The organism is Arthrobacter sp. SLBN-83 (assembly GCF_006715285.1).
GTDB lineage: Bacteria > Actinomycetota > Actinomycetes > Actinomycetales > Micrococcaceae > Arthrobacter.
This window is the reverse complement of record NZ_VFMX01000001.1, coordinates 2,053,514-2,075,989: the sequence shown is the minus strand read 5'-3', so window position 1 is coordinate 2,075,989 and position 22,476 is coordinate 2,053,514. Positions and strand designations below refer to the sequence as shown.

Here is a 22,476-nt window from a genome sequence, read left to right as displayed (position 1 = left end):
ACCCCGGCCACCGCGTCAGCCGCGCTCGATGTTGCTGAGGTCGCGCAGGACGCCCAGCCGCCCGTCAGTGTGCTGGACCAGGAACTCATGGCCGCGGTCCTCCAGGGCCAGGACCCAGCCCCCGGGTTCGATCACGAAGGCAGGGGCGCCGGTGCGGGGGTCGAAGGCCGTGCGGTGCTGGGCGACGGCAAACCAGAAGGCCTCGTGGATGGGCTGCCCGTCTGCTTCGTCATGGCGGCTGGCCGGGTCCACCGTAGCCCCGATGGGCTGCTCGGAGCGGACCTGCTGGTGGACGGCGGTGGCGGCCGGCGGCTCCCATGCTGCCTGCGGAGCGTTTGCAGCGGGGACCTCCCCGTGCTGGGTCTCCTCGGCGGCGGGCGCAGAGGCAGGACGGACGACGTCGGCTGCCTGGGTGGGCGGGCCGGCATCCACTTCAGGGGTCCGGTCGGAGACTTCGGCGGTTGATACGGGCGCTGCCGCGCCCGGACCTGCAGGACCAGGGCCTGCAGCGCCGGCGGATGCGGCTCCGGCAGGTGCGGCTCCGGCAGCTGCTGGGCCGGAAGCTGCGGCACCGGAAGCGGGAGTGGAAGCTGGGGTGCTGCTGCTCCCCGCGCCGGCTCCGGCAGCTGCGGCTCCTCCCGCAGCCACGGGGACTGCAGCGGTGGCCGGAATGTGGTTTGACCGGACAGGCTCAGGGCTGGAGGACTCGGGCTGGACAGGTGACCCGGGCTGGACGGCAGAGGAGCCGGCACCCGCACCGCCGAAAATGCCGGCACCCTTGAGGCCGCCGTTCGACTGGTTGGGGCTGGCCTCAGGCTTGGGTGCTTTGGGAGCCCGCGGCTTACGCACCGGGACCGCGGCTTCGCGTGCCACCAGGTGTGCCGGTGCCTCTGGCCGGTCCTTGAAGTCGCCGGAGAGGTAGGGCAGGAAGCGGCCCAGCACCGTGGCGGCGAAGAGGACCAGCGAACCGATCAGGCCCACCAGCAGGCTGCTCACGTAGCCGCCCGCGACCGAAAGGAAGAAGAAGGCAACCGCGAAGGAGGCCACCACGGATGCGAACTGGTCGATCGAGAGCGAACCCACCCGGATTTTGGTGGCAGGGGCCAGGCGGCGGGCAGCGAAGAGGGCGCTGGTGATCAGCGGCAGGATGATGCCCAATCCCAGGAAGAACAGGTTGTTCAGGTTCCACAGGTTGTACCGGGTGCCGAAGAGGGGCAGCAGGGACGCAACAAACAGGATGAGCGTGGCTGTAAAGACGGCGAGGTCGCGCACGGTAAACGGGCCGAGCACCGCCTGGTTGGCGTTCGGATCGAGCTTTCCGGGGCCGGCCTTTTGTCCTGCAGACTGTCCTTTGGCGGCGCCGGCGGCAGCTGGCTGCCCCGGTCCCCCGGCCATGGTTCCGGAGCCTCCTGGCCCCGCCCCGGTGTCCGGGCCCGTTCGCTGGCCGAAGCTCTGCTGGTTCATTCTGCTCTCCTTAGCGTGGCGGCACCGGGCCCTGCGGACCCGAAAACTGTGCCGTCTTGACATGCGGTCCCGGCCCGGCGCAGCGCAATCCGCGCCTGGCCGGAGTGGTCCGAAGTGAAGTCACAATTCCATTTCAGCCTAGTCAACAGCCAAGCTGATCACTAGCTGACACAGGCCTTCGGCCGTGCCTGCCAGGTAACGCAGACACCATTCACCGCTTAAAAAATGCCGCTCATGGTGGCATCTGTGATGCGGCGCACAGCGGATGCGCGGCAAGCATTAGGCTTGGTTTCGGAACAGCTCTTTGCGGTATGCCCGTCCCGGCTGGAGCCCAGCGCCGTGCAGGCGGCGGGCTCTTCGGTGGCGGCATCCCGCGCGGCAAAGATCGATGAATGATGAGGTTCACATGTCCCAGGACACTCCCAGCTCCACGGCCACCGTTCCGTCCGCTTCCGCCCAGCCCGCAGGGCAGCAGGGCCACCAGGGCGATGCCTTTGCGAACCTGCTGCATGAGACGCGGGCCTTCCCGCCCAGCGCGGAATTCGCAGCCAACGCCGTGGTCACCGCGGCCGAGTATGACGAAGCCAATGCCGACCGGCCTGCCTTCTGGGCCACGAAGGCAAGGGAGCTGCTGACCTGGAGCAAGGACTTCACCCAGGCCCTGGACTGGTCCGATCCGCCGTTTGCAAAGTGGTTCGTGGGCGGTGAGCTCAACGCCGCCTACAACGCCCTGGACCGCCACGTTGAAGCGGGCAACGGAGACCGGGTTGCCATCTACTTTGAGGGCGAGCCCGGTGACACCCGCACCTACACGTACGCGCAGCTGACCGAGGAAGTGAAAAGGGCAGCCAACGCCTTCGAATCCCTGGGCGTGGCCAAGGGCGACCGGGTGGCGGTGTACCTGCCCATGATCCCGGAGGCCGTCATTACGCTGCTGGCCTGCGCCCGGATCGGGGCGGTCCACTCCGTGGTGTTCGGCGGCTTCTCCGCCGAAGCCCTGCGGTCACGCATCGATGACGCGGAGGCCAAGCTCGTGGTCACCGCGGACGGCACCTACCGCCGCGGGAAGCCGAGCCCCCTCAAAGCCGCCGTCGACGACGCCCTGGCCCACGATGGCCATACCGTGCAGAACGTCGTGGTGGTCAAGCGCAACGGCCAGGACGTTGACTGGAAGGAAGGCCGGGACCACTGGTGGGCCGATACCGTGGAGACCGCATCGACCGAGCACACCGCCGTGGGCCATGACTCCGAGCACCCGCTGTACATCCTTTACACCTCCGGCACCACCGGCAAGCCCAAGGGCATCCTGCACACCACCGGCGGCTACCTCACCCAGACTGCCTACACCCACAAGGCGGTCTTTGACCTGCATCCGGAAACGGACGTGTACTGGTGCACGGCCGACGTCGGCTGGGTCACCGGACACTCGTACGTCGCCTACGCGCCACTCATCAACGGTGCCACCCAGGTGATGTACGAAGGCACCCCGGACTCCCCGCACCAGGGCCGCTGGTGGGAGATCGTGGAAAAGTACAAGGTGTCCATCCTCTACACCGCCCCCACCGCCATCCGCACCTTCATGAAATGGGGTTCGGAAATTCCGGCAAAGTACGACCTCTCCTCGCTCCGCGTGCTGGGTTCGGTTGGTGAACCGATCAACCCCGAGGCCTGGATGTGGTACCGCAAGGTCATCGGCGGCGACAAGGCGCCCATCGTGGACACCTGGTGGCAGACCGAAACGGGCGCCCAGATGATCGCCCCGCTGCCCGGCGTCACGGCCACCAAGCCCGGCTCGGCGCAGGTGCCACTGCCCGGCATCGCCGTGGACGTCGTGGACGAAATGGGCGAGTCGGTCCCCAACGGGCACGGCGGCTTCCTGGTGATCCGCGAGCCATGGCCGTCCATGCTCCGCGGCATCTGGGGTGACCCGGAGCGGTTCAAGGACACCTACTGGTCCCGCTTCGAGAACATGTATTTCGCCGGGGACGGCGCCAAGAAGGACGAGGACGGCGACATCTGGCTGCTCGGGCGCGTCGATGACGTCATGAACGTCTCCGGGCACCGGCTCTCCACCACGGAGATCGAATCGGCCCTGGTGAGCCACCCCGCCGTGGCGGAGGCCGCCGTCGTAGGCGCCACGGACGAAACCACCGGCCAGGCCGTCGTCGCGTTCGTCATCCTCCGCGCCGATGCCGCGAACAACGGCGACGCCACCGTCCAGGAACTGCGCAACCACGTGGGCAAGGAAATCGGCCCCATCGCCAAACCCAAGAACATCCTGGTGGTGCCCGAACTGCCCAAGACCCGGTCCGGCAAGATCATGCGCCGCCTCCTCAAGGACGTCGCCGAAGGCCGTGACCCGGGGGACGCCACCACCCTCTCCGACCCGTCCATCATGCAGGAGATCGCCCAGTCGCTCAGAAAGTAACACAGGCTTAGTACCTGCTACGGCGCCCCGGAATGGCCCCGTTTTCCCTGTCGTTACAGGGAAAACGGGGCCATTCCCCTGTTGTGACGATTCAAACGGCACCGACACCCAAAATGTTATTTACCGTTATTCCATGTTCTGTTTTGCGAGGTTATAGTCAGACCTAATGTGAGGTGCCTCACATGCGGCTAGTACTCAAGGGAGAGACCATGGCTTCACAGTTTGATGCGTCGGCAACTGCTTTCCCCAGCAGGCGGACCATCCTCAAGACCGTCGGCGTTGGGGCAGTGGGCCTGGCCGGCATCCCGTTCCTCGCAGCCTGCACCGGCGGAAGCGCGCCGTCCGGCACAGGATCCGACTCTTCCGGCCTCACCTTCGGTTCAGGTTCCTCCGACGACGTCCCCAAGCGGGCGTACCAGGCGGTCACCGATGCCTTCACGGCCAAGACCGGCAAAAAGGTCACCACCAACGTGGTGCCCCACAACGACTTCCAGAACAAGATCAATTCCTACCTGCAGGGCTCTCCCGACGATGCGTTTACCTGGTTCGCCGGCTACCGGATGCAGTACTACGCGGGCAAGGGCCTCCTGGCTCCCATTGACGATGTCTGGCAGACCATTGGCGGCAACTACTCCGATGCGCTGAAGAAGGCATCCACGGGGCCGGACGGCAAGATGTACTTCGTACCCAACTACAACTACCCGTGGGGCTTCTTCTACCGGAAGAGCCTGTGGGCGGAGAAGGGGTACCAGGTGCCGGCAACCTTTGATGCGCTCAAGGCCCTGGCAACAAAGATGCAGGCCGACGGAATCATTCCCATCGGCTTTGCCGACAAGGACGGCTGGCCCGCCATGGGCACCTTCGACTACATCAACATGCGGCTCAACGGCTACCAGTTCCACGTGGACCTCTGCGCCCACAAGGAATCCTGGGACCAGCAGAAGGTCACTTCCGTCTTCGACACATGGAAGGCGCTGCTGCCCTTCCAGGATCCAGCCGCCCTGGGCCAAACCTGGCAGGACGCGGCAAAGGCCCTGGAAGCCAAGAAGACCGGCATGTATCTGCTGGGCTCCTTCGTCACGCAGCAGTTCACGGACCCGGCGGTGCTGGCGGACATCGACTTCTTCCCCTTCCCGGAGATCGCCATGGAAGGCCGGGACGCGGTCGAAGCGCCCATTGACGGCCTGCTGCTGTCCAAGAAGGGCGGGGACAACAAGGCGGCGCGCGACTTCATGTCGTTCATGGGCACCCCGGAGGCCCAGGACGCCTACGCCAAGGTTGATAACTCGAACATCGCCACCGCCAAGGGCACGGACACCTCGAAGTTCACACCGCTGAACAAGACCTGTGCGGAGACGATCGCCAATGCGAAACACATCAGCCAGTTCTTCGACCGGGACGCGTTGCCGGCCATGGCCAACAACGTGATGATCCCGGCGCTGCAGAGCTTCATCAAGGACGGCAGCGTGGACGTCAAGAACCTCGAGGCCCAGGCCAAGAACCTCTACGCAGCGCAGTAGCCCCACAAAAGGAAGGACGACGGCGGCACGGGGCTCCCGCCGTCGTCCATCCTCCTGCATCCAACAGCAAGGAAAGACAGCCATGAGCAGCACCGCACGAGAACTGATTCCGCCGGAGGCGCGGGAACCGGCCGCACCTGCCCGCCGGGCCAAAGGCGGCCGGGTGCGCCGCCTGTCCGGTCGGGACAAACTGGTCCTGTCCCTGATGGTGGGCATCCCCACGCTAATTGAACTGGCGATGGTCTGGCTGCCCATGCTGATGTCGGTAGGGCTCAGCTTCACCCGGTGGAACGGCCTGGACCTGGCGGATATCCGCCCGGCTGGCACGGCAAACTACCAGTTCATCGCCCAGGACTACCCACCGTTCTGGCCGGCCGTCCAGCACAACATGCTCTGGCTGCTGTTCCTGGCCCTGATCGCCACCCCGCTGGGTTTGCTGCTCGCGGTGCTGCTGGACCAAAACATCCGCGGAAGCAGGATCTACCAAAGCATTTTCTTCGCACCCGTCATGCTCTCACTCGCCCTGATCGGCATCATCTGGCAGCTCTTCTACCAGCGGGACAACGGCCTCCTCAACTTCCTCCTGGGGACGGCGGGCACGCCGCAGGCCGTTGACTGGTTCGGCGACTCGTCGGTCAATATCTGGGCGGCCATGATTGCGGCCACGTGGCGACATGCCGGCTACGTCATGCTGCTTTATTTGGCAGGCTTGAAGGGCGTGGACCCCAGCCTGAAGGAGGCAGCGGCCATCGACGGCGCCTCCGCCGTGCAGACCTTCTTCCGGGTGGTCTTCCCGGCCATGCGGCCCATCAACATCGTGATCGTGGTCATCACCATCATTGAGTCCCTCCGCGCCTTCGACGTTGTCTATGTCATCAACCGCGGCACCAACGGCCTGGAGATGCTCAGCGCCCTGGTGATCCAGAACCTCGTGGGCGAAGGCCAGGTGATCGGCGTCGGCTCCGCCCTCGCCGTGGTGCTGCTGGTCATTTCACTCGTCCCCATCGTCTTCTACCTCAGCCGCACCTTTGGCAAGGAGAACCAAGCATGAGCGTCGCCGAAGCCCGCGCCCACAGGGCCTCCGCAGAAGCCACCGACAGGTCCGGAAGCCGCCCCAAGCGGCATTACGGGACCCACATCTTCCTGGTGGTGATGGCCGCCGTTTGGCTGGTTCCCTTGGGCTGGTCCGTATTCACCGCGCTCCGTCCGGTGGCGTCCACCAACGAGCACGGCTACTTCAGCGTTGCCGGCGACTTCAACTTCGACAACTTCGTCCAGGCCTGGACCCAGGGAGGTTTTGCCACCTACTTTTGGAATTCAGTCCTCATCACCGTGCCTGCGGTCCTGCTGACCCTGTTCCTCGCCTCCCTTATGGCCTTCGCCGTCAGCCGGGTCAATTGGAAATTCAACATCACCCTGCTGATCATGTTCACTGCGGGAAACCTGCTGCCCCCGCAGGTCCTCGCGGCGCCCCTCTTCGAGATGGCCAAGCATTTCCAGGTGCCCTACTCCTTCAGCGATTCCGGCAACATGCTCAACACCTACATCATCGTCATCGCTGTGGACACGGCATTCCAGATGGGGTTCTGCACCTTCGTGCTCTCGAACTACATGAAGGCGCTCTCCGCCGACCTGACCGAGGCCGCCCTGGTGGACGGTGCAGGCATTTGGCGGCAGTACCGGGAGATCATCCTGCCGCTGTGCCGCCCGGCGTTCGCCGCCCTGGGCACCCTGGAAGTCATCTTCATCTACAACGACTACTTCTGGCCCCTCCTGTTCATCCAGAGCGGCAACCGGCTGCCCATCACCACGGCCATCAACAACCTGCAGGGCCAGTTCCTGAACAACTACAACCTCCTGGCGGCAGGCGCTGTCATCACCGTCATTCCCACGCTGATCATCTACCTGCTCCTCCAGCGGCAGTTTGTTGCGGGGCTGACTCTCGGTTCCAGCAAGGGGTAGGCAAAGATGGAACAAGAAGCGGACACCGCTCCCTTAGCCGCCCGAAAGGAACTCCATGCTCCCCGCAGCACGCCACCAGGCCATCGTGGACGCCGTCCAGCGGGAAAGGGTGGTCCGCGTATCTGACCTCGCCCAGCAACTGGGCGTCTCGCTCATGACCGTCCGGCGGGACATCGAACTGCTGGAGGAAAGCGGCAAGCTGGAGCGGATCCACGGCGGAGCCAAGCTTCCCGGCGACGCAAGCACCCACGAGCCCGGCTTCGAACTGAAGTCCACCCAGTTGACGGCGGAAAAGCGTGCCATTGCCGTTGAAGCGGCCGCCCTTGTCCATGAAGGCATGGCTGTCGGGCTAAGCGCAGGGACCACCACGTGGGCACTGGCCAAGGAACTGGTGGACGGTCCCCCAATCACCGTGGTCACCAACTCCGTGCGCATTGCCGACCTGTTCCACCACGCCGCCACCACAGGGCCGGCCCGCTACAGCTCCACGGTGATCCTGATCGGAGGCCAGCGCACGCCGTCGGATGCCCTGGTGGGGCCCATCGCCACCAGTGCTCTAAAGCAGCTTCACCTGGACCTGCTGTTCCTCGGCGTCCACGGCATGGACTCGGTGGCGGGCTTCACCACACCCAACCTCCTGGAGGCCGAAACGGACCGGGCCTTCGTGGCCGCAGCCCGGAAGACCGTAGTGCTGGCTGACCACACCAAGTGGGGTGTGCTGGGCATCAGCTCGATTGCCTCACTGGACGACGTGGATGAGGTCATCAGCGACCCCGGCCTGGGTTCCGAAGCCCAGCGGGTCCTGCAGGACCGGGTGGGCAAGCTTCGGCTCGCCGCAGCCTGATAGCCCAGCCAGCCTAGGGGCAGCCGCAGGACTGCCTGATGTGCAGCTTTGTGGGGAAGATGCGGTGCCGGGGTTTTTCGCCGCGGCTGGCTCCCACCAGCGCGGCTACCGCAGCTTCCGCCATAGCGGCCACGGGTTGTTCGACGGTTGTCAGGGGCGGCCACGAGTATTCGGAATCAGCGGAGCCGTCAAAGGACGCCACCGCGATGTCGCCGGGAACGGACAGCCCCGCTTCATGGATGGCGCGCAGGAGCCCAATGCCCTGCATGTCCGACGTCGCAAAGATCGCCGTTGGCCGGTTCACCGACGCCAGCAGCCGCTGCCCGGCAACGTAGCCTCCGGGCCTGGTAAAGGCGCTGTAGGAGATGGGTCCCTCAGGCAGGCCCGCCTCCTGCAGGGCTTCGCGCCAGCCCACTTCGCGGCCGTCGGTGGAGCCGGAGACGTTGGTACCCATCGCCAGGCCGATATTGGTGTGGCCATGGCCAATGAGGTGTTCCACGGCGATCCGGGCACCGGCCGCCAGGTCCACCCCGATGCTGTTGAAGCCCGGCGCGTCGCGTTCCTGGTTCAGCAGCACCGACGGAATGTCCGCCGTTTCCAGGGCTTCCAGGTCCGGTTCGAAGAGAACGCTGGCCAGCAGGACCCCGTCCACCTGCCGTGCGGCGAGGTTGCGGACGTTCCGCCGTTCCTTGGCGAGGTTCCCGTCAGAGTTGCTCAGCACCAGGGCGTAGCCAAGGGCCGCGGCCGCATCCTCCACAGCATGGGAGAACAGCGAGAAGAACGGGTTGGAGATGTCCGGGACGATCAGGCCCAGCGTCTCACTGGAACCCAGCTTGAGCGCCCGGGCGGCGGCGTTGGGCCGGTAGCCCAGGACGCGGATGGCGTCCTGGACTTTGGCTTCAGTTGCCGGCGCCACCTTTTTTGGACCGCCGTTGACCACATAGCTCACGACGGCGGTGCTGACGCCCGCAAAGCGGGCAACATCCTTGCGCGTCACCGGCCCGCGCGGGGCGGGCACAGCCGAAGTGGTCATGGAGTACATGCTAGCTACCAGTTGGCCGGGGCGTCGCCGAAGTCACGGATGGGCAGCCGCGCGCCGTTCTGCCGGGCCGACTCGTGGGCCACGATCCCGGGGAGGGTGAAGCGGGCAGCAACCCAGGCGTTGACCGGCGGCAGCGTGCGGTTGTTCACGGCTGTGACGAAGTCGTCCACCAGGAAGTGGTGGCTGCCTTCGTGTCCGTTGGGGGCACCAAGGAACTCCGCGGGCAGCCGTTCGGCATCGTGGACCGGGGAAAGTCCCGAGACAAAGGCGTCGCGGAGTTCCGGGGCGACGTTGGCCAGCGATGGATCGTCCAGCGGAAGGCTGGGGCGGGTCTCCATCTGCTCGGAGATGTCGTGGACGTTCTGCTTGTCCTGCCAGACGGTGACCTTGGCAAGCTGCTCCAGGCTGGCCTCGGTGCCGAAGAAGCGGAACCGGGATTCCCGGATGTGGGAGGGGTAGCCCACGCGCCGCATTTCGTTGGTGCGCATGGCACCGCCATCGTTCAATTCGAAGAGCGCCGTGGCATTTGAAAAGTCGTTGCCGAACATGCTGATGTCCTTGTCGAACACCCCATCGTTCCGCTGGTCCCTGACTCCGATACAGCTCACGCTGACGGCGTGCGACGGGATGGCGCCGAGCACTCCCCCGATCGCATGCGTGGGGTAGAGCATGGGCGGGTAGCTGGCCGTCTCCTTCCACCGATCGCCGCCGCTGTACTGGTATGCGTCGTAGAAGCCCAGGTCCATGTCATGGACGTAGTCGCCTTCCGAGTAGAAGATGCGCCCGAACTTACCGGCGGCGTGCTGTTCCCGGGCGTAGACCGTGGCCGGGTTGTAGTAGCTGGTCTCCCCCATCATGTAGACCAGGCCGGTGTCCCGGACGGCGTCGATAATGCGCGCGATTTCCTCCTCGGACACCGCCATGGGAACGGCCGAATAGACATGCTTGCCGGCACGGAGGGCCCGTTCCACCAGCGGGCCGTGGGTCCAGCGCTGGGTAAAGATCGCCACGGCGTCGACATCGGAGGCGAGCAGGGCGTCGAAGTCCGCTTCCTGCCCCGCCAGGTGGTAACGATCCACGGCCTCGGCGGCGCGCTCAGGGCGCTCGTCCACCACGTAGACGGCCTTCACGCCGGGGTGCAGATTGAAAAGGTGCGCGAACTGGGAGCCGAACTGGCCTGCGCCCACGATGCCGATGGAGAACGTCATTGTTTGTGCCTTCCGTGAGGGGATACCTGAGTCTTGCATCGGCATCTACTCGAGTCAACATCTAATAAACGGAAATAACTCCAATGTCCGAAACAAAAAGGAGACTCTTGCCACCACTGTATCTACTCGTGTAGATTTCTTCCCAGCTTGTTACCTCCATCACACTCAGGAAAGGGTCGACGATGACCACCCTTACCAGGAACGCCAGTCCGGTTCAGCACTCCGTGCGCCGGGCGGTGAAGCGCCGGGGACGCAGCGACCTGAAGACAGCACTGTTCTTCATCGCGCCGGCCATGATCGGATTTATAGTTTTCTACCTGGTGCCCACGCTCCGGGGCATCTACCTCAGCTTCACCGAGTACAGCATCCTCGGCGACCCCACCTGGATTGGCACCGCCAACTATGAGGCCATCGCCAAGGACCCCCTGTTCTCGAACGCGCTGGCGGTCACCTCGCAGTACGTGCTGATCAATATCGTCCTGCAGACCGCGCTGGCACTGGGACTGGCGCTCCTCATGCACCGGGTGGCCAAGTCAACCCTCATCCGCGGTGCGCTCCTCCTGCCGTACCTGATGGCAAACGTGATCGCCGCCCTGCTGTGGTTCTGGCTGCTGGACTACCAGATCGGCATCGTCAACTACTTCATCGAGGCGGTGGGCCTGCCCAAGGTGGCATTCTTCGGCAGCGAGGAATGGGCCATCCCCACCCAGGCCCTCATCAACACCTGGCGGCACATGGGCTACACCGCGCTGCTGCTCTTCGCCGGACTGCAGGCCATCCCCAACCACGTCTACGAGGTGGCCAACCTGGACGGCGCCTCCCCCTGGCAGACCTTCCGCAAGATCACCATGCCGCTGCTCCGCCCCGTGCTGGTGCTGGTCCTGATCGTGACCGTGATCGGCTCCTTCCAGGTGTTCGACACCGTTGCCGTCACAACCATGGGCGGGCCGGTCAACGCCAGCCGCGTGCTGCAGTTCTACATCTACCAAAAGGCCTTCACCGAATCAGACTTCGGCTACGGTTCAGCCCTGGCTGTCATCCTCTTCGTCATCCTCGCCCTGGTGGCCTTCATCCAAATGAAGTTCCTCAAAGGCAACGAATCGGACCTGGACTAAGGACGCTCCAATGACCACCGCAAAAGTTTCCGCCCCTGCCCGGCCCGCCACCCGCCGTCGTCCGTTCAGCTGGCGCCGCGGGGCCGCCTGGGTCCTCGTCGCCCTGGCAGTTGCCGTCTCTGTACTTCCGTTCTACTGGATCCTCCGGACGGCACTGTCCACCAACGGGTCGCTGGCCGGCAACGCCACCAACCTGCTTCCCGCGGACTTTAACCTGGGCGCATTCCAGCGCGTCTTTGGCCTGCAGTCCCCCGAAGATGCCGTGGCACAGGGCGGCTCCGGGGCGCAGATCGACTTTTGGAACTACCTGCGCAACTCCGTGCTCTTTGCCTCCATCACCACCATCGGGGCCGTGTTCTTCAGCGCCATGGCGGCCTACGCCTTTGCCCGGCTGCGCTGGCGCGGACGGAACGTGGTGTTCAGCCTGTTCCTTGCCACCATGATGGTGCCCCCGATCTTCACCGCGCTGCCCAACTTCCTCCTCATCAAGAACCTGGGCCTGCTCAACACCATGGTGGGCCTGGTTCTCCCGTACATCTTCATGACCCCGTTCGCCATCTTCTTCCTCCGGCAGTTCTTCCTCAACATGTCCCGCGAGGTGGAGGAGGCGGCAATGCTCGACGGCGCCAAGCACCTCCGGATCTTCTTCCAGATCATCCTGCCCAACGCCGCGGCCCCCATCGCCACCCTTGCCCTGCTCACCTTCATTGGCCAGTGGAACGAGTACTTCTGGCCGCTGCTGGTGGGCCAGGACGAATCGGTCCGCGTCCTCACTGTGGGCCTGGGCGTCTTCAAGTCCCAATCCCCGCAGGGCGCTCCCGACTGGTCCGGACTGATGGCAGCCACCCTGGTTTCGGCCCTGCCCGTGCTGATCCTGTTCGCCGCCTTCGGCAAGAAAATCGTCAACTCCATCGGCTTCTCCGGCATCAAATAACCCTCCCTCCAACCACCCCTCCACAATCCCACCGGCCGCTCCTCCGGCGCCCGGCCATGGCGGCCTGCCCGGAAGCACCTTGAAAGGACCCCTCCCATGAAAAAGAAAGCACTCACCTCCCTGGCTGCAGCGGCAGCCGCAGTCCTGGCCCTCTCCGCCTGCGGCGGCGGCAGCTCCGCCGACGCCGGCAAGGGTGAAATCAACTACTGGCTCTGGGACGCCAACCAGCTCCCCGCGTACAAGCAGTGCGCGGACGACTTCCACAAGGCCAACCCGGACATCACCGTCAAGGTCACCCAGCGCGGCTGGGACGACTACTGGGGCACCCTCACCAACGGCTTCGTGGCCGGCACCGCGCCGGACGTGTTCACCGACCACCTGGGCAAGTACCCGGAATTCATCAAGAACAAGCAGCTGCTCCCGCTGGACGATGCGGTCAAGAAGGACAACATCGATACCAGCGTCTACAACTCCGGGCTCGCCGACCTTTGGGTGGGACAGGACGGCAAGCGCTACGGGTTGCCGAAGGACTGGGACACCATCGCCCTGTTCTACAACACCAAGCTCGCAGCAGACGCCGGCGTGACTCCCGAACAGATGGCCAACCTCACCTGGAACCCCCAGGACGGCGGCACGTACGAAAAGACCATCGCCCACCTGACCGTGGACAAGAACGGCAAGCGCGGCGACGAGCCAGGCTTCGACAAGAACAACGTGGCCGTCTACGGGCTGGGCCTCAACGGGTCCGGCTCCGGACAGGGCCAGACCGAATGGAGCTACCTCACCGGTACCACCGGCTGGACGCACACCGACAAGAATCCGTGGGGCAAGCACTACAACTATGACGACCCCAAGTTCCAGGAAAGCATCGACTGGTTCGCCGGCCTGGTGGACAAGGGGTACATGCCCAAACTCGAAACCACGGTGGGCGCCAGCATGGCGGACACCTTCGCCGCCGGCAAGTCCGTCATCAACGCCAACGGTTCGTGGATGATCGGCCAGTACACCGGCTACAAGGACGTCAAGGTGGGCATCGCCCCCACCCCTACCGGTGTTAACGGCAAGCGCGCCAGCATGTACAACGGCCTGGCGGACTCCATCTACGCCGGCACCAAGAAGAAGGACGCCGCCATCAAGTGGGTCGAGTACCTGGGCTCCGCCGCCTGCCAGGACGTGGTGGCATCCAAGGCCGTGGTGTTCCCGGCCATCAAGACCTCCGCCGATAAGGCCGTGGAGGCCTTCAAGGCAAAGGGCGTGGATGTGACCCCGTTCAGCCAGCAGGTCAAGGACGGCACCACCTTCCTCTACCCGATTGCTGACAACGCAGCCAAGGTTGACGGCATCATGAAGCCCGCCATGGACGCCGTGGTGTCGGGCAAGGCCAAAGCCAACTCACTGACCCAGGCCAACGACCAGGTCAACGCCCTGTTCAAGTAACCCCCTCCCACGTGGCTGCGTACGTGGTCGCAGCCACCCGGCCCGGTGCCGCCGTCCCCCTCCTCGCGACGGCGGCACCCGGCCACCCCTTCCCCTCAATTTCGTCTTGTGCGTAACTTAAGGCGCACGCCCTGAACTCTGAAAGAGACCGCCATGGACCCCCTGCACCTCCGTTCCGCCGGTACCAGCCTGCTGATCAGCTTCGACAGCGGGGAGGCCGAGGTGCTCCATTGGGGCGCCGACCTCGGCGCGGAACTGCCGGACCTGGCGGTCCTGGCCGGGCCGGTGGGGCATTCCTCCATCGACGCACGGGTCCCCGCAAGCCTGCTCCCCCAGGCTTCGTCGTCATGGCGGGGCCGGCCGGCCCTGCGCGGCCACCGGATCAGTGACGGCGCCGCTGGCCTTGACTTCTCCTCCCGCCTCCGCGTCACGTCGGTCAGTCATGAAAGGACCTCGGCCACCATCGAGCAGGCCGACGACGAAACCAGCATCAGCGTTTCGACCTCGCTCACGCTGCACCCCGGCGGCCTGCTGGAGCTGAGGCACACCCTCACCAACAACGGCACCACCCCCTTCCAGGTGGACGAACTGGCAACCGTCCTGCCCGTGGCACCTGACGCCGTCGAACTCCTGGACCTGACCGGACGCTGGTGCCGGGAACGCCACCCGCAGCGGCGGCCCATCCAGCAGGGCACCTGGGTCCGGACCGGCCGCCACGGCCGCACCGGGCACGATTCCTCCCTGCTGTTCGCTGCCGGCACCCGAAGCTTCGGAAACCGGCACGGCAAGGTCTGGGCGACGCACCTTGCCTGGAGCGGCAACCACGAACAGTTCGCGGACACCATCGGTGACGGCCGGACCATGATAGGCGGCTCGGAACTCCTGGGTCCTGCCGAGGTCATCCTGGAACCGGGCGGCAGCTACACCACGCCCGCCCTGTTCGCCGCCTACTCGGACCGGGGCCTGGACGGCATCACGGAGGCCTTCTACAGCTGGTTCCGGTCCCGGCCGCACCACGTGCTGCCCGCCGCCACCGGCCTGCCGGCCGGAAAACCCCGCCCGGTGGTGCTCAACACCTGGGAAGCGGTCTACTTCGACCACAACCTGGACACCCTGATCGAGCTGGCTGACTCCGCTGCTGACCTTGGCGTGGAGCGCTTCGTGCTCGACGACGGCTGGTTCCGCGGCCGCCGCGACGACCATGCCGGACTGGGCGACTGGTATGTGGATGAGACCGTCTGGCCGGAAGGCCTTACCCCACTGATCGACGCCGTCACCTCCCGCGGGATGGAATTCGGCCTGTGGGTGGAACCGGAGATGGTCAACCTGGATTCAGACATTGCACGGGCACATCCGGACTGGATTTCGGGCCCCTCCGCCGTGGCGCACAAGGACGGGGGCCGGCTGCCCCTCGAGTGGCGCAACCAGCACATCATCGACCTCGTGAACCCGGAGGCGTGGCAGTACGTCTTCGACCGGATCTCAGCACTCCTTGCCGACAACAACATCAGCTACCTGAAGTGGGACCAGAACCGGGACCTCGTCGAACAGGGCCATGCCGGCCGCCCTTCGGTCCACGAACAAACCCTCGCCGCCTACCGCCTGTTCGACGAGCTCCGCAAGGCCCACCCCGGCGTCGAAATTGAGAGCTGTTCCTCCGGCGGTGCCCGGGTGGACCTCGGCATCCTGGAGCGGACGGACCGGATCTGGGCATCCGACTGCAACGACGCCCTGGAGCGGCAGACCATCCAGCGCTGGACGGAGGCCGTGGTTCCACCGGAACTCGTGGGCAGCCATATCGGCCCCACCACCTCGCACACCACCGCCCGCACCCACGACCTTTCCTTCCGTGGCATCACCGCGCTGTTTGGCCACTTCGGGATGGAATGGGACGTACGCAGCGTGCAGGGCAGGGAGCGCGAGGAGCTGCGGCGCATCGTGGGCCTGTACAAGGAGCACCGGAACCTGATCCACAGCGGCCGCGCCGTCCACGCTGACGTTGCGGACGATTCCTTCCTGCTGCACGGCGTGGTGGCGGATGGATCCGTTGCGGAAAGCACGACGGCGGCCCTGTTCGCCCTGGTCAGCACACGCACCTCGGCGGCCGAGCAGCCGGGCCGGATCGGCATCCCGGGGCTGGAGGATGGCCGCAGCTACCGCGTGGAGGCGGTCTTCCCCACGGCGGACGATGCCGACTACCGCCACACGTTCACCCAGGTCCAGCCGCCCGCGTGGCTGGCTGAGGGAGCGGTGGCCACCGGCAGGTTCCTTGCGGAAGTGGGCCTGCCGATGCCAATCCTGAACCCGGAACACGCCCTGCTGCTGAAGGTAACAGCCCTCTAGACCACCATCGACTGCTGGGTACTTGTCGTTTTCGAGCTCGAGAACGACAAGTGCTCAGCAATGGACGGGACGGGCCGGCGTAAGAATGCGCGGCAGGCGGAGCCACCCGATAGATTTGCAGGCATGACTGAAGCCTCCTCCACTGTCGAAGCCGGCCGCGGCACCATCCTGGTCATCAACGGCCCCAACCTGAACCTCCTCGGCACCCGCGAGCCGGAAAAGTACGGTACCTCCACCCTTGCCGACGTGGAACAGCTGGCGGCCTCAGCTGCCAAGGAACATGGTTTTGCGGTGGAATGCCTCCAGTCCAACCACGAGGGCGTCCTGCTGGACGCCATCCATGCAGCGAGGGGCACCGCCGCGGGCATCGTCCTGAACGCCGGGGCCTTCACGCACACCTCCGTGGCACTCCGTGACGCCCTGGCAGCCGTCCAGCTTCCCGCCGTCGAGGTTCACATCACCAACGTGCACCAGCGCGAGGAATTCCGGCACCACTCCTACCTGTCGCCGGTCTGCGCGGCCGTGATCGTGGGCGCCGGCGTGTTCGGTTACAAGCTGGCCATCGACTACCTGGCCGAGGTCCTGTAGCCGGCAGGCTCTATTTCTGGATGCACTGTCCGGAGGAAACCGGCGAGGACAGTCCCGGGGCCTGCTCTGCGACAGGTTCCAGGTCATTCATGGTGATGGCGAAGCCTACCTCGGCATCCGAGGTTGCCTTGGCGAAGACCACCCCGGCTACCTGCCCGTCGGTGGTGAGCAACGGGCCGCCGGAATTTCCGGGCTGCACGTCGCCGGCCAGGCGGTAGATGTCCTCCGGGGAGGGGTTGTTGCCGTAGATGTCCGGGACCAGGACCGTGGCGATGTCCTGGACGGTGGCGGGCTTGGACTGGAAGGGACCGCCGTGCGGGTACCCCGCGAAGGCGGCCTGGCTGCCGCCGGGCAGGTCGCGGCTTAGGGGCAACGGCTGGGAGGGCAGGTTGTCCACGGCCAGGACTGCCAGGTCGCGCTTGGTGTCGAAGTAGACCACGCGCCCGGGCATGGCACCGCCGTCGGGCATTTCCACCACGGGCTGCGAGACGCCGGCCACCACGTGCGCGTTGGTTACCACGCGGTCATCGGAGACTACGAAGCCGCTGCCGGTCTGGTTCTGGCCGCATTCGTAGGCCGTGCCCGCGATCCTCAGGACGGACTGGGCAGCCTTGTTCAGCGCCGGCGTATTGGTACTCGTATTCGGCACCTGGACCGCCTGGCCCTGGTCCAGCCCTTCAATCAGGGTGGGGATGCCGTTGCCGATTACCGTGGAACGAAGCTGCGCCATGGTGGCCTTGACCGGTGTGGGAGTGAGCCCGTCGATGAAGCGGATCACCTTGGATTCGGCCAGCTGCTGGGACACAACAGGCACGCCGAGGGAGCTGACGCTGAACGCCAGCATGGACATCACCAGCGCGGCGACCACAAGGTTCAGGGCACCGCCCACCAGCCGGTCCACGGCGCGCAACGGCCGGATCCGCACCACTCCGCGCAGTTGCCGGCCCACCATGGTGCCCAGGCCGTGCCCCAGTGCCATGAGTACGACGGCGGCAGCGATGATGGCGGTGAGCCGCCATCCGGAGTCCTCAACGAAGCCGCTGACGAGGGGGACTGCAAAGAAGGCGCCGATGGCGCCGGCAGCAAAGCCGGCGAGGCCGCCGACAGTGACCAGGAACCCATTGCGGAGGCCGTAGATCAGGTATGACAGCAGCGCCAGGATCAGGACAATGTCCAGGACAGTCAGGCCGACCACAAAGGCTCCTTATTAACAGTTGAACCTCCATTCTAGTGGGGGTGGCTGACAATCTTCTGTGGCCTGCTGCCCCCTCCGGCCCGACCGGCCGTGCGCTGCCGCTGGTGTTTCGACTGCCAAGTTCGTCACAGAACCTTGAAAATTCTGAAACAATGGCAAAAGCGCCACAGCCGATACTTTTACGTAGGAGATTTCATGGACATCGAGGTACTGCGCCGAGCACCCCTTTTCGCCACGCTCGACGACGACGCATTCCGTCTGCTGACGGACGAGCTCACCGAGGTGGACCTTTCCCGCGGCGCGTCGGTGTTCCGCGAAGGCGACCAGGGTGACCAGCTGTACTTCATCGTGTCCGGCAAGGTGAAGCTGGGCCGGACCTCCCCCGACGGCCGCGAGTCCCTCCTGGCCATCCTCGGCCCGGGTGAGCTCTTCGGCGAAATGGCCCTGTTCGATCCCAGCCCGCGCACCGCGACCGCCACCGCGGTCTCCGAGACCCGCCTGGCCGGATTGAAGAACGAAAGCCTGAACACCCTGCTGCGCACCCGCCCCGAGGTCTCGGCCCAGCTGCTGCAGGCCCTGGCCCGCCGCCTGCGCCGCACCAACGATTCCCTCTCCGACCTTGTCTTCTCCGACGTTCCCGGCCGCGTGGCCAAGGCACTGCTGGATCTTGCAGACCGCTTCGGCCGGCCGGCAACGGACGGTGTCCTGGTGGCGCACGAGCTCACCCAGGAGGAACTGGCCCAGCTGGTGGGCGCTTCCCGCGAAACGGTCAACAAGGCCCTGGCTGAGTTCGTCCAGCGCGGCTGGCTCCGCCTCGAGGCCCGCGCCGTGGTCATCCTGGACATGCAGCGCCTCCGCCAGCGCTCCCGCTAAACGACACGCAGACACCAACAAGAAAGCCGCCCCGAGGGGCGGCTTTCCTGTTGCCTGGGGTTTGTTGCTTCGGAGCGGATCAGCTCTTCGCCACGTCCAGTTCGACGACGGCCCACGACAGGGCGGGTAGGCTCAGCCGCAGCTCGGAGCCGTTTGCCTTTGCTCCCTCCAGCGGCTTGAGGCCAACCCGGTCCGGGTTCTCCTGGCTGTTGATGGTGAAGCGGTCGCCGCCGTCCGGGATTTCCAGGACTTCGGCGCGGAGCACCCGGCGTGCGTCGAAACCGCGCAGGTTGACCTCCACATCCGCAGCTTCTTCAAGACCCCGGTTGGCGAAGAAGAGCGCCACGCGGCCCGTCTCCTCGTTCCAGGTGGCACTGACATCCACCAGGTCGGTGCCGCCGAAGCGCTCGTTTTCGTACTTGTCCGAGTCAACGGACAGCCGCAGGATCTGGCCCTTGGCGAGTTCTGCCATCCGGGAGAAGGGGTGGAAGATGGTCTGGCGCCAGGCCGGTCCGTTTTCCTCGCTGAAGATGGGGCCGATCACGTTGACCAACTGCGCCTGGTTGGCGATCTTAACGCGGTCGCCGTGGCGGAGCAGCGAATTCAACAGTGTGCCCACCACCACGGCATCCGTCACGTTGTACTTGTCCTCGATGAGTCGGGGGTGCTCGCGCCAGCCCGCCTTGGCCACGTTTCGCAACTGGTCCTCGGTGTCCCGGCCGCGCTGGTACCAGACGTTCCACTCATCGAAGGAAAGGTTGATGTGCTTCTTGTGCTTTCCCTTTGCCCGGACCGCATCGGCAGTTGCGATGACTGATTCGATGAAGTAATCGGTATCCACCGCGCTTGCGAGGAAGCTGCCCGCGTCGCCTTCATACTCGTGGTAATAGGCGTGCAATGACACGTAGTCCACCTCGTTGTAGGTCTGCGTCAGGACAGTCTGCTCCCAGTCGCCGAACGTAGGCATCCGTGAATTGGAACTTCCACAGGCCACCAGTTCGATGTCAGGGTCCACGTAACGCATGGCCTTGGCCGCCTCCTGCGCCAAGCGGCCGTATTCCTCGGCGGTCTTATGGCCAATTTGCCACGGCCCGTCCATCTCGTTGCCCAGGCACCAGAGCTTGATGTTGAACGGGTCCTTGTGCCCGTTCTTAGCGCGCAGGTCCGAGAGGCGGGTGCCGCCGGGGTGGTTGGCGTACTCCACGATCGCCCGGGCGGCGTCTACTCCCCTGGTGCCGAGATTAATGGCCTCCATGATTTCGGTTCCTGCCTGGCGGGACCAGTCCACGAACTCGTGGAGGCCAAAGGCGTTGGTTTCCACCGTGTGCCACGCCCCATCAAGCCGGCGGGGGCGGTCCTCGCGGGGGCCGATCCCGTCTTCCCAGTCATAGCCGGAGACGAAATTTCCGCCGGGATAGCGGATCACTGTGGCGCCCAACTCCTTGACGAGCTTGAGGACGTCCTGGCGGAAGCCGTTCTCGTCCGCCTCCGGGTGGCCGGGTTCAAAGATGCCGGTGTAGACACAGCGGCCCATGTGCTCCACGAAGGAGCCAAACAGCCGGCGGGGCACTTCGCCGATGGTGAAGTCGCGGTCGAGGGTGATTCTGGCGCGGGACATAAAACTATCTCCTTGGTTGTGCAGCAGGTACGGGGTTGAAAGTGAAGGTAGGCATCAGGTGCCGGCGAGGCCCGTCGTCGCAACTCCCTTGATGATCTGGCGCTGGAAGAACAGGAACACCAGGATCAGGGGCAGGGCTGCAAGCAACGCGGACGCCATGTTCTGCGCGTATTGGATGCCATAGGCACTCTTGATGGTCTGCAGGCCCACCGGAAGGGTGAGGAGGGACGCGTCGTTGGTGGCGATGAACGGCCACAGGAAGTTGTTCCAGGCGCCGATGAACACGAAGATGGCGACGGCGGCCAGGATGGGGCGGGACAGCGGCAGGACCACCTGGAGGAAGATCCGCATCCGGCTGGCGCCGTCCATCACTGCAGCCTCTTCGAGTTCGCGGGGAATCTGGTCAAAGAACTTCTTGAGCACAAACACCATGGCGGGGTGGATGACCTGCGGCAGGATGATGGCCCACGACGTATCGATCATGTGGAGGGCGAGCATCTGGTAGAAGAGCGGAATGATCAGGACCGGCGGAGGGACGATGATGGAGGCGATGATCACCGTCATCAGCACCTTCTTTCCCTTGAAGTCGATCCGGGACAAGGCATACGCCACGAGCGACGAGATCACCAGCGTGACGGCCGTGATGGCCGCCGAGGTGTACAGCGAATTCCAGGTCCAGAGCGGGATGTTGCCGTCCTGGAACACCTTCACGAACGCGTCGGCGGTAAAGCCCGACGGCGGGATCCAGCTGACCTTCGGCGAGGCAGCATCCGTCTCGCTCTTGAACGCCGTAACGGTAGCCCAGGCGAAGGGGACCAGCCACAGGACTGCGATGACCGCGGCGACAACGACGGCCGCGATCCTGCCGGCCGACATCTTTTTGCGGGGCTGGCGGACTGCTGGGCTTGTGCTTGTGCCCAACGTGGCACGGTTGAGGGTCTGGGTTGCCATGGTTATGCGCTCCTGCGGCGGGTGATGACGAACTGCATGACCGAGACGAGCACGATCAGTCCGAAGAAGATGTAGGAGATGGCTGCGGAATAGCCCAGCCGGTAGCCGGTGAACCCGGTTTCGAAGATGTACTGCACCGCGGGCCTGGTGGCACCGCCGGGTCCGCCGGCTGTCATCTGGTACACCTGGTCGAAGATCTTGAGCGAGGCAAGGACCTGAAGGAGCACGATCATCACGGTGGTGGGGCCCAGTTGCGGCAGTGTGATGGAGAAGAGCTGGCGCCAGGCTCCGGCGCCGTCCAATGACGCCGCCTCGTAATGCTGGGCGGGGATGTTCTGCATCGCAGCCAGGTACAACAGGAAGTTGAAACCCACCGTCCACCACAGCGTGGCAATGACGATCGCCCACATGGCCACGTTGGGGTCGTTCAGCCAGGCGATCTTCGGGATGCCGATCTTGGACAGGGAATCGTTGATCAGTCCAAGCTGCGGGTTGTACATCCACGTGAAAAACAGCGAGACCACGGTGGACGCCAGCAGGTACGGGGCAAAGTACGAGAGGCGCCACAGCCACTGAGCCGGCAGTCCAACGTTGAGCAGTGCCGCCATCACCAAGGCGACAAGCACGAGTGGGACCGTGCTGATGACCGTGAAGTAGAGGGTATTTCCGAGTGAGCGCCACATGTCGGCGTCCGCGAAGGCTTCGGCGTAGTTCGCCAGGCCAATTACGCTGTCATTGGCTCCGGTAAGGGACTTGCCCGTGAGGCTCATGTAGATGCCGTAGACAACCGGCCACACCAGGAAAACGAGGAAAAATACCAGGAAGGGCGTTGCGAACCCCCAACCGCTTAGGTTGTTCCTGGTGACGCTGCTGCGGGTCCCCCGGGCTGCTGGTGAAGAAACCCGGTTCCCCGGGCTCCGCCGGGCTATTAATGAAGAACTCATGAAGGACTCC

Annotated in this window: 18 protein-coding genes; 11 read left to right on the top strand and 7 right to left on the bottom strand. The window is 65.0% G+C overall.

Going from position 1 to position 22,476, the window contains the following annotated elements; genetic code table 11:
* Window positions 1–15: 15 nt before the first annotated feature.
* A complete protein-coding gene (locus FBY30_RS09535; RefSeq protein ID WP_142132663.1) occupies window positions 16–1,464 on the bottom strand; it encodes a hypothetical protein in 1,449 nt (482 codons plus the stop codon).
* A 406-nt stretch (window positions 1,465–1,870) separates the two neighbouring features.
* Here FBY30_RS09535 and acs point away from each other — a divergent pair, with 406 nt between their 5' ends.
* The 5 genes from acs to FBY30_RS09510 all read left to right on the top strand — a co-directional run bounded on the left by acs (window position 1,871) and on the right by FBY30_RS09510 (window position 8,218).
* Window positions 1,871–3,892 carry an acetate--CoA ligase gene (gene acs / locus FBY30_RS09530; RefSeq protein ID WP_142132662.1) on the top strand — a complete coding sequence of 674 codons (2,022 nt, stop codon included), beginning with the start codon at window positions 1,871–1,873 and terminating at the stop codon, window positions 3,890–3,892.
* A gap of 209 nt (window positions 3,893–4,101) precedes the next feature.
* Entirely contained in the window at window positions 4,102–5,412 is a 1,311-nt protein-coding gene (locus tag FBY30_RS09525) for an ABC transporter substrate-binding protein (RefSeq protein ID WP_142132661.1), read from the top strand.
* Window positions 5,413–5,494: 82 nt separating this feature from the next.
* Entirely contained in the window at window positions 5,495–6,463 is a 969-nt protein-coding gene (locus FBY30_RS09520) for a carbohydrate ABC transporter permease (RefSeq protein WP_142132660.1), read from the top strand.
* The gene (locus tag FBY30_RS09515; protein WP_142132659.1) at window positions 6,460–7,374 is read left to right on the top strand and encodes a carbohydrate ABC transporter permease; all 915 of its coding nucleotides are present in this window, start codon (window positions 6,460–6,462) and stop codon (window positions 7,372–7,374) included. The genes FBY30_RS09520 and FBY30_RS09515 overlap by 4 nt, the downstream gene beginning before the upstream one ends.
* Before the next feature lie 55 nt (window positions 7,375–7,429).
* A complete protein-coding gene (locus FBY30_RS09510) occupies window positions 7,430–8,218 on the top strand; it encodes a DeoR/GlpR family DNA-binding transcription regulator (RefSeq protein ID WP_142132658.1) in 789 nt (262 codons plus the stop codon).
* 13 nt (window positions 8,219–8,231) lie between these two features.
* On the opposite strand, the gene FBY30_RS09505 is transcribed toward FBY30_RS09510, so the two are convergent.
* Both FBY30_RS09505 and FBY30_RS09500 read right to left on the bottom strand, forming a co-directional pair.
* Window positions 8,232–9,260, bottom strand: a complete 1,029-nt coding sequence (locus FBY30_RS09505) for a LacI family DNA-binding transcriptional regulator (RefSeq protein ID WP_442858275.1) — start codon at window positions 9,258–9,260, stop codon at window positions 8,232–8,234.
* A 5-nt stretch (window positions 9,261–9,265) separates the two neighbouring features.
* Window positions 9,266–10,468 carry a Gfo/Idh/MocA family protein gene (locus FBY30_RS09500; protein WP_142132656.1) on the bottom strand — a complete coding sequence of 401 codons (1,203 nt, stop codon included), beginning with the start codon at window positions 10,466–10,468 and terminating at the stop codon, window positions 9,266–9,268.
* Window positions 10,469–10,650: 182 nt separating this feature from the next.
* Between FBY30_RS09500 and FBY30_RS09495 the strand changes: the two genes are divergently transcribed.
* The 5 genes from FBY30_RS09495 to aroQ all read left to right on the top strand — a co-directional run bounded on the left by FBY30_RS09495 (window position 10,651) and on the right by aroQ (window position 16,885).
* A complete protein-coding gene (locus tag FBY30_RS09495; protein ID WP_142132655.1) occupies window positions 10,651–11,583 on the top strand; it encodes a carbohydrate ABC transporter permease in 933 nt (310 codons plus the stop codon).
* Window positions 11,584–11,593: 10 nt separating this feature from the next.
* Complete coding sequence (locus tag FBY30_RS09490) at window positions 11,594–12,517, top strand: carbohydrate ABC transporter permease (RefSeq protein ID WP_142132654.1); 924 nt, start codon at window positions 11,594–11,596, stop codon at window positions 12,515–12,517.
* 96 nt (window positions 12,518–12,613) lie between these two features.
* Window positions 12,614–13,954, top strand: a complete 1,341-nt coding sequence (locus FBY30_RS09485; RefSeq protein ID WP_142132653.1) for an ABC transporter substrate-binding protein — start codon at window positions 12,614–12,616, stop codon at window positions 13,952–13,954.
* Window positions 13,955–14,107: 153 nt separating this feature from the next.
* On the top strand, window positions 14,108–16,297 hold the full coding sequence (locus FBY30_RS09480; RefSeq protein ID WP_142132652.1) for an alpha-galactosidase: 2,190 nt from the start codon (window positions 14,108–14,110) through the stop codon (window positions 16,295–16,297).
* A gap of 123 nt (window positions 16,298–16,420) precedes the next feature.
* The gene (gene aroQ / locus FBY30_RS09475; protein ID WP_142132651.1) at window positions 16,421–16,885 is read left to right on the top strand and encodes a type II 3-dehydroquinate dehydratase; all 465 of its coding nucleotides are present in this window, start codon (window positions 16,421–16,423) and stop codon (window positions 16,883–16,885) included.
* A 10-nt stretch (window positions 16,886–16,895) separates the two neighbouring features.
* Here the strand turns inward: aroQ and FBY30_RS09470 are convergent, their stop codons facing one another.
* Window positions 16,896–18,080, bottom strand: coding sequence for a MarP family serine protease (locus FBY30_RS09470; RefSeq protein ID WP_142132650.1), 1,185 nt, complete (start codon window positions 18,078–18,080; stop codon window positions 16,896–16,898).
* 195 nt (window positions 18,081–18,275) lie between these two features.
* Between FBY30_RS09470 and FBY30_RS09465 the strand changes: the two genes are divergently transcribed.
* Complete coding sequence (locus FBY30_RS09465) at window positions 18,276–18,953, top strand: Crp/Fnr family transcriptional regulator (RefSeq protein WP_013602309.1); 678 nt, start codon at window positions 18,276–18,278, stop codon at window positions 18,951–18,953.
* Window positions 18,954–19,032: 79 nt separating this feature from the next.
* On the opposite strand, the gene arfA is transcribed toward FBY30_RS09465, so the two are convergent.
* Genes arfA through FBY30_RS09450 form a run of 3 tightly spaced genes read right to left on the bottom strand, consistent with a single transcriptional unit; the run spans window position 19,033 to window position 22,466 of the window.
* Window positions 19,033–20,571 carry an arabinosylfuranosidase ArfA gene (arfA, locus tag FBY30_RS09460; protein ID WP_142132649.1) on the bottom strand — a complete coding sequence of 513 codons (1,539 nt, stop codon included), beginning with the start codon at window positions 20,569–20,571 and terminating at the stop codon, window positions 19,033–19,035.
* Between the two features lie 54 nt (window positions 20,572–20,625).
* Complete coding sequence (locus FBY30_RS09455) at window positions 20,626–21,522, bottom strand: carbohydrate ABC transporter permease (protein WP_142132648.1); 897 nt, start codon at window positions 21,520–21,522, stop codon at window positions 20,626–20,628.
* Between the two features lie 2 nt (window positions 21,523–21,524).
* Window positions 21,525–22,466, bottom strand: a complete 942-nt coding sequence (locus tag FBY30_RS09450; RefSeq protein WP_142132647.1) for a carbohydrate ABC transporter permease — start codon at window positions 22,464–22,466, stop codon at window positions 21,525–21,527.
* Between the last annotated feature and the right edge of the window lie 10 nt (window positions 22,467–22,476).